This is a genomic window from Scardovia wiggsiae (genome assembly GCF_051045985.1).
Classification (GTDB): domain Bacteria; phylum Actinomycetota; class Actinomycetes; order Actinomycetales; family Bifidobacteriaceae; genus Scardovia; species Scardovia wiggsiae.
Window position 1 is genome coordinate 1,174,845 of the sequence record NZ_CP157350.1, and the last position, 14,003, is coordinate 1,188,847.

Here is a 14,003-nt window from a genome sequence, read left to right on the forward strand (position 1 = left end):
ATCAGTCCTGCTTTCGTTTTTCCTGTCCGTTTCCCCTGTCTCTGCTTCTATTCCTGCTCCTGCCCTTGGGGGCCTTCTTCGCAGGCTTTACAGCTTCCTGCAGATACGGGATCATTGACCTCATAAGGCTGGCACCTGTAGGCCCATAAAAAACGGGTACATCCGGCGCGGGCGCCTCAGGGGTGCCTAAATTGAGCTTCTGCTGGAGGGTCGTTTCCTCCCTGCTCAGCTGGCGGATCCCAATAGCAATGATACGCCCCGGATACATATGCGTCAGGCGGGCATAAGTCGTAGGGTCCCGCTGCCCGTCATCCCCAAAGAGGATAAATTTCATACGGGGGAAATCGCTCATAAGCTGCTCGACGAATTCGAGTTTATGCTGGACTCCGCTGGGGATAAAGGTTTTCGGCCTGGGATCAAGATCGCGCAGGAGCATAGGCCCCTTGGGGAAACCATACCGTTCAATAAAACTGCGGATCGTCGTTTCAACATTCCACGGCGATGTTGACAGATAGAAAAACGGTGCATCGGGGAACATGTCCCTGATCCTGGCATACAGCACCGCCATGCCCGGCACTGAGGCGCGTTCGTTGGGGCTGCGGAGCAAAAAATTATAGACCGCCTTGAAAATTGATGTCACCTGGGAAACCAGGATAGTGTCATCAACATCAGAGATGATCCCCACCCGGGTTGTTACAGGGAAGATATAGACAGGGGCTTCGACTGGCTGACGGCCCCGGACTTTATAAGACGCCTGATGTTCCCCTGTCTTAAGGCGCCTGCGGGCCAGGAGATCGAGATACCCTTTGCTGTCGCTGTAAATGGAATCGCCTTTCAGCTCTTCCGTACCGCCTATCGGTTCGAAGGCCTCGGAATTGCCTACCTGCGCAGTATGCACCGGCACCCCGTCAATCGTCATACGGACCTGGGTATGGGGGGCGGGGATCATAAGCATATTGCGGATACCCAGGGAGACCGTCCCGGCCGGGGCCAGACGGCGCATCCCCAGCACGGTCCGGCAGATAAGCCGCACGTACCGCGTAGTCCCGTATCCTACATAAGGCGCAACACGCGGCTTCCAGCCAATATATGCAGCGATTGCGCTGGCAACTGCCTGCCACATATCAAATCCCAGTGTCACAAGGCTCTGGGCAGCCCGGGATGACAGCGTCCTTTGCCGCAGCAGCTCCCTTGAAGATGGAGCGTCAACCACTGTGGAAGAGCGCCTGACAATAATCGGGATCGTCTCCATCGTATCGGCAGGCGGTTCAGCGGCTCCCTGCAGACGCTCCTGCGCAGCATAATCCCCGGCCTCGCGCAGATTCTCCTTACGCCGCTGTGAGCTCCGCAGGCTGTACCTGTATCTGTATCTTTTCTGCGCTGCCGCAAGCCGGCGCTGCATCATACTCACAGGATCCATGAACGCCTGTGCCTTGTCCCGCTCCAGGCGGCACCGTGCCTGGCGGTGCGGGTGCATGGCACGCTTCAGGCAGGCAGATATGCAGCCTGCAAGGTCTGTCCGTTTCCCCTCCTGCTGTCTGCGGCAGAAACTGTCCCTGTCAGCAGGGTTACTGTTTTTTGACGATCTTTGCATACTGCTCACTGTCTAAAAGTTCAGGCTCATCATCATCTAACTCGATTTTTATCAGCCAGCCTTCGCCGTAAGGGTCATTATTCACTATTTCAGGATCTTCATCGGCTGCATTGTTGATATATCGGACAGTCCCGTCTACAGGGACCGACACAGGGGAGATAGCTTTAGCGGACTCAACTTCAAGGGCCTCGTCGCCAGCCCGGACGTGGTCGCCTTCCGCCGGAAAATCAATATAGACCAAGCTCCCCATCTTATCTGCCGCATATGCCGTGATCCCAAGGACTGCTGGGGATACAGAAGTATCGACCCATACATGGTCTTCAGAATAGCTGAGCTCTTCGGGCATGTCTATACTATCCGCTGTATTCCGCGATTTCCCCGTCCTTATACCGGTCCGGCCTGCCCTCGCTCCGCTGTCAGCGGCGGGGCTGCCGAACGGATCAACGCCTCCGTCTGTGTCGCTGCCGGTATCAAAACCAATCTCGTTGCTGTCCATGTCCATATCTCCCACGTGTGTACTGTTGCCTTTCAGATTAATCTTTAATCTGCCTTTTATCCTTTTTATTCTATATTGTACTATTTTAACTATTTTATGCGGCTCCCCTACTGTTTTGCCGGTACTCTGCAATCTGTACAGCCTGTACAGTTTATGCTGCCCGCACTTCACGTGAGGTGCTGCGCATACGCACGTACACAGTAAATCATAGAATTCGCCGTGCAGGAGTTTCCCCTATCCATACGCATCACCATAAACCATAAATCAATAGATGCTGAAGGTATAACCTGGCCGACACAGTAGCAAACGCCCTCTTACCGCTGTACCGTCTGTGAAGCCCGCCGGGCTGCATCCTCAATGGCCAGAGCTACTTCCTGCGGCTTTTCAAAGCAGGAGAAATGCCCGGAATCCCTGATCTCATAAAACTTCACATCTGCGTGCACCATCGCCTCGGCGACAGGCCTCATAACAGATGGTCCGCTGGATCTGTCCAGTTCCCCGCTGACCACTGCAGCCGGAGCCGTAACCGAAGACAACGTGGCAACCTCATTGCGGCGGCCGGCAGCCATACGCTCACGCCAGGCCAGCCCCGCGGGGCTCTGCTCATCAATCCACCGGGTAAACGTATCAACGAATTCCGCCGACTGCTTAAACGCTGAATCACCCTTCTGAGGCCGCGCAAAATGCAGGACGGGGCTGACTGAATGGCTTTCCAAAGCCTCAGACGCAATGCCCAGCCGTCCGGCACGCGCTTCAGGGGCATCTTCTTCCGCGCGTGTATCGCACAGGACGAATCCCGCTACAGATTCAGGGAACAGCCGCTGGATAGCCAGCGCAAGATAGCCTCCCATGGAAATCCCGACCCATACTGCCCGGTCATAGCCCATATCTTTAATGGCCATGACAATGGAAGCGGCAAGCCTGCTGCAGGCCTCAGGATATGACCCATCTTCACCCACGGGACCTGTCAAGCCTGGCTCAGGGAGCGGGCTCATGCCTGCGCCGGGCATATCAGGAGCGAAGATCGGATAGTTTTCATGCTCCTCTTCCGAGATGCGGATCAGTTCCTGGGCGCATCTGTCCCATACACGATGGTCTACCGGAAAAGCGTGAAGCAGCACAACGGGTATATCGCCTTTGTTTCCCTCACGGTATACAGAAGTCACTATTTCCATGTCATCAGGCATGGCAGCCATGATTCCTTCAGCCTGACCGGACGGATCCGCGACTGCACTGCTGTCCCCATGCCCTGCAGCTGCGGTATCCGTCCTCGGCGCAGCGTTGCTACGGCGGGACAGCGTATTATCGTGGCCGGCCATCACAGCATCCCGCTTCCGCTGAGTGCCTGGACAAGTATGTGATCCATACCGTGGGCCAGCTGGCGGAGGAACTCCGGTTTCAGGGCATCGGCCGGATCGGACCATTCCACATCTAATGTCTCATCCTGCGGCTTCACATCGCCGTCTATCGGGATAATGTAGCATAAAGCTACTGCGTGCTGCCGGGGATCATAATAATCTGAGAAGCCCGGCGTTGGGAAGAATTGCGCAACGGTAAAAGGCTGTATCGTAGGAGGTAGGAATGAGAGTGTGAGATCCCCCAGATCTTTTGAAATATTGCGGGCAATCGTTTCCCTGATCGACTCATGGTAAAGGATACGCCCTGATATCAGAGTCCGCCTCAGGGCTACATCGTTATCGTCATTGGCGCAAAGAAGCGTCCCGACCTGCCGGATGCGGCCGAGGTCATCCGTTCGCACCGGCACTACGATGACATAAGGGATGGGCACCTCCCTGCGGATACCGTCTATCTCATCCTTAGCAAGCCAGCCCGGCGGATTAGAACCTCCCATCCCATGAATGAAATCGTTGGGGGAGTCACCGCCAAAACCGCTCCGGTCACGGCCGGCATCAAAATCACCGGGATCCGGGATCTCATCATTCAAAACTGGCATATCCTTATTATGCCCTGTCCAGCTGATAACGTGCAGTAAAGATAACGTGAGGCAAAACAGAATACAGCAAAATCTGGATCCATAGCCCGGGAAATTGGACGTCCCTGACTTTCCTGCCTATCCTTACTTATGCCGTTATCACGTATGCCGCTGTTGCGGTACCGTCCCTGCTTACCATATACGTTGCAGCGATACGTCTCTGACGTTTGGCTTTCCCTCTGTTTCCTCCTCATATCTCTTTCCTCATCACCGTTCCTCCTCTGGCCTCATCCCGAAACGTACGTGCCTGCGTACTTACCTACGATTTCTCTCTCTGTATCATCTTCCCATCCGTTCACCTACTCGCATACTCCCCTCGCCCCTTCTACTTACCCCTCCCCATTCGCCCCTCTCTTCAACTCGCGCCTCCCTACTCACCTCTTTCATCTACTACCTGCACACCGTTATCGGTCCTCTTTTCAATTCACCCCTCCCCGCTCATCTCTCCTCCGACTTATTCCTCCCCCAACTTATCTCGCCTCCAACTCACCTCTTCTTCAACTCACCTCTTCTTCAACCCACCTCTTCTTCAACCCACCTTTCCTCCAACTCACCTAAAACGTATTTACGATACCGGGATCATTGAATATCCAACCATCACCAAAATGTATCTTCGAGTTGGGTGAGGCGGTCCCCACCCACTCGGGTCATTAACACCCTCCTGTTTCCCTTCCTATCTCCTCCTGCTGCCCCTGCCCACCCTACGTACCCGCTAACATCTCTGCCTGATTCCCATCTGACCGCCGCCGCGCATCTTCCAGCCTGGCATGGCTTATCGCCCCGCCTCAGACCCGCTCTTCCCCAAATCCAATGCCCTCTCATCGCCCGGAGCGAATCCGCGGGGAATATAAAGGCTGCCTCCACAGTTGAGAACATTGAATCGTAACCATAAACATTAAGGAACAGAAAGGCGCCAAATGGCAACGCATGAAATAACCTCTACGAATCTTAACGAGACTATCAAAAATAACGATCTTGTATTTATCGACTTCTGGGCTACCTGGTGCGGCCCCTGCAAGGCTTTCGGCCCTATTTACGAGCAGGCCAGCGATGAGAATGCTGATGTATATTTCGGCAAGGTAGATATTGACCAGAATCAGGATTTGGCTGCAAATGCTGAGATACAGGCCGTCCCAACTCTGGCGATCATCAAGAACGGCAAAACGATCTATAAAGAGGCCGGCGCGTTAAGGAAGTCCGATCTGGATGAATTGATACAGAAGGCGAAAGATCTGGATGTAAGCAAGGCGGAACCAGCCCAGCAGGCGTAAGGCAACCTTCGCTGGCTCCCGAGCTGCGCTTCACCCCATGCATGCCTCTTGTGCAGGCGAATAAGTATATGGGCAACTGATATCGGATTCCCTGGCATCCTCTTATCTATCGCCTGCTGCGAAGTATTCTGTTATAAAACAGCGGGACCATACTGGCTGGATACGCGGATACTGCAATAGGCAAATATTTCCAATGATGTTTATGACACTTGCTAAAATGTGAAGTCGTTGCTATCAGATGGATGGCATTAAGGAGTTTTATGGCTGGACGTCACATAGAGCGCAAAGGATCGATTTTTAGCCGTTTCACGCGAAAGCAGTGGATAGGCGCAGCAGCTGCTGCGATTGCAGTCGTTCTGATTGCTACTGGCGGGGCAATAGCTGCGTGGCGGAATTCGGGATCGCGTGCGTCGCGTATCACCGAATACTCAGTAAGCGATCTGAAAGACGGTTCTCAGGACGTATCACGAAGCACGATCCGCGAAGCCCTTGAAGAGCATCGCGGCGGAGCAGACAGGAACACTACGTATGTGCGGGTTGAGATCAACGGAAAGCTCCGTATGGTCGCTGGAAGCGGATTTACTACAGTGAAGTCTGTCCTGCAGGCCGGGAATATCACTCTGACAAATGACGACACGGTTTCCCCTTCCCTTGACGATCAGGTCAATGAATCTACCGTTATTAAAATTACGAGTACCAATTCAGAGATCCAGACCCTTGAGCAGTCTATCCCCTTCAATGTGATCCGGAAGAATGATGATTCCCTTCCATCCGGCAGCATTAAAGTTGAGACCGAAGGTAAGGAAGGTACCATGGAAATCACCAATCTGGTGACTAAGAATGGCACCGAGACTTTGGCCACTAACACTATCACGGAATATGTGAAGAATGCGCCAATTAACAAGGTCATCCTTGTAGGGACGAAGAGGGCAGCGTCTACTTCTACTTCTGAACGTAAATCAGCGTCTCCTTCCTCTTCTTCCTCAGCGAGTTATGGGACAACAATGCCGGTAGGCGATGCACAGTCTTATGCTCACTCAAAAGTGCTTGCACGTGGTTGGAGCGAAAGCGAATTTACGTGCCTGGTGCAGCTCTGGCAGAAAGAATCCGGCTGGCGTTCAAACGCCGCCAACCCATCGGGTGCTTATGGGATCCCGCAAGCATTGCCAGGTTCTAAGATGGGCGCAGGCTGGCAGACCGATGCTACAGTACAGATTAACTGGGGCCTCAATTATATTGCCGGCCGATACTCAACGCCTTGCGGCGCTTGGGCACATTCGCGTAAAACCGGATGGTATTAATACATAGCGTGTCCTGACCGCACTGGTCTGTACATCCCTTTTATGAAAACGGACATAAGGTAGGCAGCCATTTTGTGGTTGCCTACCTTTTTTATCTCATTTTATCTCTTACATCCTGCTTTCTTCTCTAACTCCCCTGTCTCGCTCTCCCTCCCCCTGTCCTCCACTTCTCTACCCCTGCCCCCTCACCTAACGCGCAGATGTAAAATACTCTCCTCATAATTCTCAATAAATCATGAAATATAATTCCTCGTTGGGTGAGCCGATGAGGAGGGTACCTCAGGGAATTCCTCAAAATATTGAGTGGGAGAGTAAAAGGAATAGGGGGGCGACGGAAAGTCGAAGAAAAAGATAGATATGCTGCGAAAAATAATCAGCGATCACAAATCTTTACGGTAGCCATTTACCTCTGCCGGCATCATAAAGATATCATACATATATAGCTGCACCAGTGAGGCGTTACTAAAAACTACAGGAGCAGCAAATTAATTGCCTTAAGCGGATTTTATAAATATCCTAGCATCTTGGTTGTTGCCCAACGGAATACCCACCATTATGAAAGATGCAGGAATCCATTTGTACGGGCTGCACCAGGATAATACAGCCTCATAGCGGATCGTACAAAATCAGGTTATTCAATAATCACAGCCTCCGCCGGCGATCACATATCTGGGGTACTGAAAGCGGAATCCTCAATAAAGATATTTTTGAGGTATTTCTCATACGTAAAAGGTCATAGAGGTTAATTATAAATTTAATAAAGCTTGCCCAATTCCTTGTAATATATTTATCGACTGTAAGAATATGCCATCCTTCAGCCTGTATCCCATTGGCCCGCTCATGATCCTTACTTATCTGCCCCAAATGATGCAGGCCATCGTATTCGATACCGATCTTTGACTCTGGATAGCTCAAATCAATATAATTATTATTTAACAGATGATTCACACACGGATTCGGCAGACCATAGCGGATAAGATCAAGCCTGAGCTTCGTCTCCTGAGGTGAATCAGTGCCCTCACACATCCGGAACAGCGCTTTTATACATTTCCGTATCCCGCGGCAACGATCACACAGCATAATAAAGTGCCTGATGTTCCGTATAGTTGTCAGCCTGAGCCGGCGATCTCTGCATATCAGTGAATCGCCAAAAATGATCAGCTGTTCCAGCGAAAGTTCCATTGACATCTGGACAAAAAGGGCTTCCGGAGACACACACTGAAAATCTCCCATATCAACGAGGGCGCCTGGAATATCCAGATTTTTCCAATAGCGGCAGCTGACATTCTTTAACCTTATCCGGTCCTTTTTATGCCGCACAACTAGAAATGACCGGCCTGGCTTCCTTTTAGGCACGGGTACGCCGAGAAGAGCAGCTGCCGTATAGTGGCTCGCCACTATACAATGTTTCGTTCTCATCTGTATACCGGAACAAACCTGCAGCGCTTCTTGCTGCCGTTCCCAGGCAGCGTACCTCATAATCTCGAACTTGCCAGGCTGCCGGAAAAGCATTAGGCCTGGCGGGCTCACCATTTCCACCATTCTGCCTATACCTCCGTTACCGCTAGGTGGCTACTTCCCCATTTATGATCTTCTTTTACAGTTTTCGCGTTATCAGTCTAAAGTATTTCCGGCACTGAAGTCAGAGTCCTTGGTAAATGTGGTCGAATGTGGATAAAACGCATGATCTTATTGTTGACATTATTTATGGTTTATGATCTGGGATATATGACTTAATAACTTATGGTTTATAGTTCATGCCTTATATCTTATGCATTGTAGTTTATGATTTACGCTTTGTGTCTTATGATCCATACTCCACAATTTCGGCCTGTACAGTTCAGTGAGGTCAAGATAATTTCTCCTGCGCTGGATCCGTCTCACCCAATTCGAAGATACATTTTGATGACGGGCAGATATTCAATGATCCCAGTATCGTAAATACGTTTTAGGTGAGTTGAAGAAGAGGTGAGTTGAAGGAAAAGTGAGTTGGAGGCGAGATAAGTTGGAGGAGGAATGAGTTGGAGGAGAGGTAAGCGGGAAGGCGAGGCTGAGGGATGGCTGTGTGCGCAGATAAGTATAGAGGTAAATACGCGGGTAAGCATGCTCTTTGTGCGGGAAAAAGAAAGAAGAGACAAGTGGATCGTTTCTTTTTCGAGGGAAAAAAGAGAGAGCGAGAGAGAGGAAGAGAGAGCGAGATAAAGAGAGAGAAAAGAGATACAGGTACGGTTTTAACTAGAGCTGCCTCGGATATACCCCGATATAACGGCGATAATAAGGCATACCTTGACCCGGTACACGTCTCTCGTAAACACAAACCTATACAGAGATTCCATCCCCGATCTCAGCCTCAAGCCCAAAATCACCTCTCTGAGGGATCTATGAAGGTACTCTATCCACATCTGATGCACCCGCACAAACCCATACAACATAATATATAGGATATCAGCCGCCGCAGCGGTATAGGTATACATCATATACCACACCTCACCGTTCCCCTCTCTCCTCTCACATTTCTTACACGCCTTTTGACGCGGGGAACTTAGAATACGGCCTGCAGCGCAAGATCTGCAATGAACAGGATCGCCACACCCCATATGATCGGGTGTACGTCTTTAGCCTCTTTCCTGCAGACCTTGGTAATACAATATGTAATGAACCCGGCGGCAATACCGTATGAGATCGAATAAGCGAACGCCATAAAGATGGATGTGAAGAACGCAGGGATCGCAACGCTGATATCGCTCCACTCGATTTCACCGAAGGCGCTCATCATCATGCATCCTACGATTACCAGGATAGGCGCTGTAGCAGCACTCGGGATCGCAGAAACGAACGGTGAGAGTACTGCGCTGAGGAGGAAACAGACGGCGACCACAATAGAGGTCAGCCCTGTACGGCCTCCGGCAGCAATGCCCGCTGCAGATTCAATATACGTAGTTGTGTTAGATGTGCCGATCAGTGCGCCGATTGATGTGGCTGTGGAATCAGCGAACAGGGCTTTGTCCATCTTGGAGCTGAAACCTTTGCCGTTCTCCATTGCCTCTTCATCTGCCTGCGAGAAGATCCCTGACCGGCGGCCTGTCCCGATGAAAGTCCCGATCGTATCGAAAGTATCTGACAGAGAGAACGCGAAAATCGTCACCAGAACCAGGGGTATCTTCGCGGGGTTGCTGAACAGGGCCGGGAACCCCTGAGGGGTAAATATCGCAAGGAATGTCTGCGGCAGCTGCCCGAATGCTTCCCCCAGGTTCACGCTGTGCGACATAGTGGTGATTCCCATAGGGATGCCGATCACAGTCGTGGCCAGCATGGCGATAATGAACGAGCCTTTATTGAGGACGCCCCATTTACCGGGGAATTTCAGTACGGTAAGGACGACGGCAATAAACAGTCCGATAAGGAAGAGGATCAAGGTTGGAGAATTCAAGGTTGCAAGGCTGATATTTGCGCCGGATCGCGCAGAATTATCAGGCGTAAAATGGATTATCCCAATGTCAACAAGTCCTACGTAAGCAATAAAAATACCGATTCCGCCGCTGATTGCATGCTGGAGCATTGGCGGGATAGAGCGGATTATCATTTTCCGCAATTTCGTTACTGTGATCAGCACATTGATGATCCCACAGACGAACACCATCGCCATGGCTTCCTGCCACGTAAAATTAAGCCCTTTGACCACGGTGAACGTAAAGAACGCATTCAGCCCTACGCCGGGCGCCAAAGCATACGGGACATTGGCAAAAAGGCCCATAACCAGTGTGCCGATGATCGCTGCGATGATCGTTGCCAGAAACACAGCGCCCCATGGCATCCCTGCTGCAGTGAGCACGTTAGGGTTAACTGCGATAATATATGCCATCGCAAAAAATGTTGTTAATCCTGCAATAACTTCAGTGGAGACTTTTGTACCGTTCTCCCTGAGCTTGAATAGTCGCTCCATTAGATTCCTTCGCGTACGGAGTTATAGTGTATGTGGACTCCGGATCCTCCCCGCCAGACCCTGGGGCAGCTCCACAGGCAGCTGCTAGTAGTGGGACTGGTTTGGTTCACCAGAAGTGCCACCGCTCTCCTTGACGATCTGTTTTCTCATTACTTTGATTATGAGATTTTCATTTATAGATTTAGACTTATGCGCATAACTCTCAGTGCTCAATGTCCGTCGGCATCCGCACATAATTCCATGATCCAAAATGAGGCCATACTAACTGATCTATATTTGTGCATTCCTGGCGAATCAACCATATAAACCAAAAACCAATACGACCATCAAGTGGGAACATCTCTGAGGATAATACATATGGAGGATGTATCAGCGTATTTTCCTGCATATACAGCGCATCCGTCCGCATAATGAGATGTGTAATATAGTTTCGCCAGGATCGGGAGACGACATAGAGGAAAACTGTCACAGTCTGATGTTCTATTTCACGGTAATTTTTGGGCCGGGCATGACCGCAATGTGCCCATCATAACATCCTTTTCCGCCTGCGTGATTGTAAGTGAATACTTGGCTTTTACACCGATCTGACGCGCTACATACTCACATCTGAAACCCTTATTCGTCGGGAGCCACGCATCCGCAGAGGCATCGCCTTTCTCCTGGTTTGCCTGCCCTTCCACCGCAAGCAGGTTATATGGATCATTGGCAAACTTATACTTTTTCGCTGACGGCCACTGGCTTGCGCCTGAATCCCATGCATTATGCAGCGCAACTACATGGTCGATCTGCACGGCAGCACTTGTTTTTGCGCCTCTGCGGAAATATATAACCGTCCCCGTATATGGATCATTCAAAACTCCGCTTGACACTTTGCAGCTCCCGGCATATTTATATTTGATGTCCTTGAGATCGCGCGCCAGCACATCTTCCCTGATATCGCAGCCGTTACCGTCATCATCAGTTTGGCGGAAACCAAAAAGCCCGCGGTTATAGCCTCCTGCCGATCTCGAGTCTTCGCGCACAGCCAGCGTTTGCAGGATATTAGCAGCTTCCCCTGTCGGGTTGTTCGCGCCCGTTGATGACGCCACGCTGGAGCTGATTTTGGGTAGTATCAAAGCGATAGCGATGCCCGTTAACACGGCCAGGGCGACAAGAAGAATGAACATTGCCCATGCGCGCTTATGCGATGATCCGCCCCCGCGTACACCACCGGTACCCAACCGAGCATCCTCATAGCCGCTGCCTGTGCGCGCACCCATGCTAGGCTGTGTATTCCTCCTCAGCGGCGGATTATCCTTATCCGGCGCTGCAACATCAGTCACCTTAAAACGACGATTCCTCATCACGCTGCTCCATAATTCCCTAAAGCCAGTCTTCTTACCGACCCTGATGCGATTCAAACAACGGGCCATCTTCCATTGTAGCCGCATACGGTATGCTGCACTCACCCAACTCAAAGATGCAGACACAGCCCTTCTGTACAATGATGGATACATAACAGGCTATCTGCCTTCTCCCCGTTATAGTTTCAGCCGTACGGATATGGGGGGGGAGACCGTCGGAGGAGGATCCGTATCTTCGAGTTGGGTGAGGGGATGGGGGTGAGATTGGAGAGTAAGGAGATGGTGGAGTACGATCGGAAAGTAAGGAGGGTATGGAGTGAGGTCAGAAGGTAGGGAGAGATGGAGTGAGGTCGGAAGTGGGACTACATATGTATGTGGATAAAAGGTCGGAAAGTAAAGAAGTGAGATGAAATCGGAGAGTAAGGAAGAACGGGGTGAGATCGAAAAATAAGGAGGTGAGATGAGATTGGAGAGTAAGAAAAGGCAGGGTGTAAGGAAGGGCAGAGTGAGATTGGAAGGTGAAGCGGGATGACGACCGGAGCGAGGATGAAGAGGAATAAGGATGAAGATGAGATGAGGGAAGGAAGAAGGAGAACGCAGGTGAGGAGGGCGAGTGCGAAAGGGTAAAAAGAAAAAAGAAGAATAAGAATAATATGAAAACAGAGGAAATAAGGAAGAACAAGGGAAATAGTTAAGGGGCAGGATTGTTTTCCTGCCCCTTAACTATCATTCATTTCCCTGCCTTATGACAGAGGAGCTATATCCAGCGGCACGCCGGGATTCATCGTGGAAGCCATAGTAACTTTCTCGATGTAGCGCCCCTTCACAGTAGCAGGCTTCAAGCGTCGGATCTCATCAGCAACAGAGCGGAAATTCTCCACCAGATCCTGCTCTCCGAATGAAAGCTTGCCGATAATGAAACTGAGGTTACCGTCTTTATCAACGCGGAATTCGATCTTGCCGCCCTTGATATCGGCAACAGCCTTAGCAACATCCATGGTGACCGTGCCGGTCTTCGGGTTCGGCATAAGGCCGCGGGGTCCAAGCACACGCCCGAGACGCCCAACCTTGCCCATCATGTCAGGTGTTGCAACAACGGCATCAAAATCGGTGTAGCCTTTGGATACTTTCTCGATAAGTTCATCGTCGCCGACCTCATCCGCGCCGGCTTCAGCCGCTGCCGTTGCCTGCGGGCCGCGGGCAAACACGAGGACGCGGGCTGTTTTACCAGTCCCATGAGGAAGGTTGACGGTTCCGCGGATAAGCTGGTCGGCCTTACGGGGATCGACATTCAGCACATATGTAGCTTCAACAGTCTCGTCGAAACCGCGTTTCGGCATGCCTTTGAGCAGTGCAACAGCCTGCTCATCAGTATATAAATTAGCGCGATCAACCATTTCTTCGGCTTCGCGGTATTTCTTGGAACGTTTTGTCATCTGCTTTCTCCTTAGCAGTCGCAGCCAGGGCACTCACACCTGTCTGCTTACAGTTGGTTTATTAATCGGTTACAGTCAGACCCATGGAACGGGCGGTACCTTCAATGATCTTTACAGCCGCGTCAATATCGCGCGCAGAAAGATCAGGCATCTTTGTTTCAGCAATCTCACGCACCTGAGCATGAGTTACAGAACCAACCTTGGTGGTCAACGGGTTCCCTGCACCCTTTGGCACACCTGCTGCTTTGCGAAGAAGTTCAGCTGCCGGAGGGGTCTTCAGCACGAAAGTGAAGGAACGGTCCTCATAAACAGTGATTTCTACAGGGATGATCTGCCCTATCTGATCCTTTGTGGCATCGTTATATGCCTTGGTGAAATCCATGATATTAACACCATGGCCGCTCAACGCAGGGCCAACTGGCGGTGCAGGATTTGCCTTCCCTGCGGGGATCTGCAGCTTAACAATAGCTGAGACTTTTTTCTTTGGAGCCATTATCTGGTTCTTCTTTCTATTCGCGGTACGACCGATACAGGACGTTTGCCTGTATCTCCCGCATTCCTGATCCGCCTTCTGCCGCAAAAAGGGTTCCCTTACGGGCAGTAAGGCAAAACAAGCTTTCTTATTA

General features: G+C 51.1%; 12 protein-coding genes. 3 read left to right on the forward strand and 9 right to left on the reverse strand.

Annotation, left to right across the window (positions count from 1 at the left end):
• Position 1: 1 nt before the first annotated feature.
• The 4 genes from ABKA16_RS04945 to ABKA16_RS04960 all read right to left on the reverse strand — a co-directional run bounded on the left by ABKA16_RS04945 (position 2) and on the right by ABKA16_RS04960 (position 4,044).
• Positions 2-1,594, reverse strand: a complete 1,593-nt coding sequence (locus ABKA16_RS04945; protein WP_381000391.1) for an App1 family protein — start codon at positions 1,592-1,594, stop codon at positions 2-4.
• A complete protein-coding gene (gcvH, locus tag ABKA16_RS04950) occupies positions 1,569-1,940 on the reverse strand; it encodes a glycine cleavage system protein GcvH (RefSeq protein WP_381000615.1) in 372 nt (123 codons plus the stop codon). Before gcvH ends, ABKA16_RS04945 begins: the two co-directional genes overlap by 26 nt.
• Positions 1,941-2,404: 464 nt before the next feature.
• A complete protein-coding gene (locus ABKA16_RS04955; RefSeq protein ID WP_381000390.1) occupies positions 2,405-3,409 on the reverse strand; it encodes an alpha/beta fold hydrolase in 1,005 nt (334 codons plus the stop codon).
• Positions 3,409-4,044, reverse strand: coding sequence for a DUF4916 domain-containing protein (locus ABKA16_RS04960; RefSeq protein WP_007148039.1), 636 nt, complete (start codon positions 4,042-4,044; stop codon positions 3,409-3,411). Before ABKA16_RS04960 ends, ABKA16_RS04955 begins: the two co-directional genes overlap by 1 nt.
• A gap of 956 nt (positions 4,045-5,000) precedes the next feature.
• Between ABKA16_RS04960 and trxA the strand changes: the two genes are divergently transcribed.
• Together trxA and ABKA16_RS04970 are read left to right on the forward strand one after the other, a co-directional pair.
• The gene (gene trxA, locus ABKA16_RS04965; protein ID WP_381000387.1) at positions 5,001-5,354 is read left to right on the forward strand and encodes a thioredoxin; all 354 of its coding nucleotides are present in this window, start codon (positions 5,001-5,003) and stop codon (positions 5,352-5,354) included.
• Between the two features lie 260 nt (positions 5,355-5,614).
• Entirely contained in the window at positions 5,615-6,655 is a 1,041-nt protein-coding gene (locus ABKA16_RS04970) for a G5 domain-containing protein (protein WP_381000385.1), read from the forward strand.
• 642 nt (positions 6,656-7,297) lie between these two features.
• Here the strand turns inward: ABKA16_RS04970 and ABKA16_RS04975 are convergent.
• Positions 7,298-8,197: a hypothetical protein gene (locus ABKA16_RS04975; protein WP_381000383.1), complete on the reverse strand. Its 900-nt coding sequence runs from the start codon at positions 8,195-8,197 to the stop codon at positions 7,298-7,300.
• A 474-nt stretch (positions 8,198-8,671) separates the two neighbouring features.
• Between ABKA16_RS04975 and ABKA16_RS04980 the strand changes: the two genes are divergently transcribed.
• Positions 8,672-8,857, forward strand: coding sequence for a hypothetical protein (locus ABKA16_RS04980; RefSeq protein ID WP_381000381.1), 186 nt, complete (start codon positions 8,672-8,674; stop codon positions 8,855-8,857).
• 340 nt (positions 8,858-9,197) lie between these two features.
• On the opposite strand, the gene ABKA16_RS04985 is transcribed toward ABKA16_RS04980, so the two are convergent.
• From ABKA16_RS04985 to rplK, 4 genes are all read right to left on the reverse strand, one after another.
• Positions 9,198-10,598: an NCS2 family permease gene (locus ABKA16_RS04985; protein WP_007148033.1), complete on the reverse strand. Its 1,401-nt coding sequence runs from the start codon at positions 10,596-10,598 to the stop codon at positions 9,198-9,200.
• A gap of 485 nt (positions 10,599-11,083) precedes the next feature.
• Positions 11,084-11,764, reverse strand: a complete 681-nt coding sequence (locus ABKA16_RS04990) for an HNH endonuclease family protein (protein WP_381000613.1) — start codon at positions 11,762-11,764, stop codon at positions 11,084-11,086.
• Between the two features lie 920 nt (positions 11,765-12,684).
• Positions 12,685-13,377, reverse strand: coding sequence for a 50S ribosomal protein L1 (rplA, locus tag ABKA16_RS04995; RefSeq protein WP_381000378.1), 693 nt, complete (start codon positions 13,375-13,377; stop codon positions 12,685-12,687).
• Between the two features lie 61 nt (positions 13,378-13,438).
• Entirely contained in the window at positions 13,439-13,870 is a 432-nt protein-coding gene (rplK, locus tag ABKA16_RS05000) for a 50S ribosomal protein L11 (RefSeq protein ID WP_007148029.1), read from the reverse strand.
• Between the last annotated feature and the right edge of the window lie 133 nt (positions 13,871-14,003).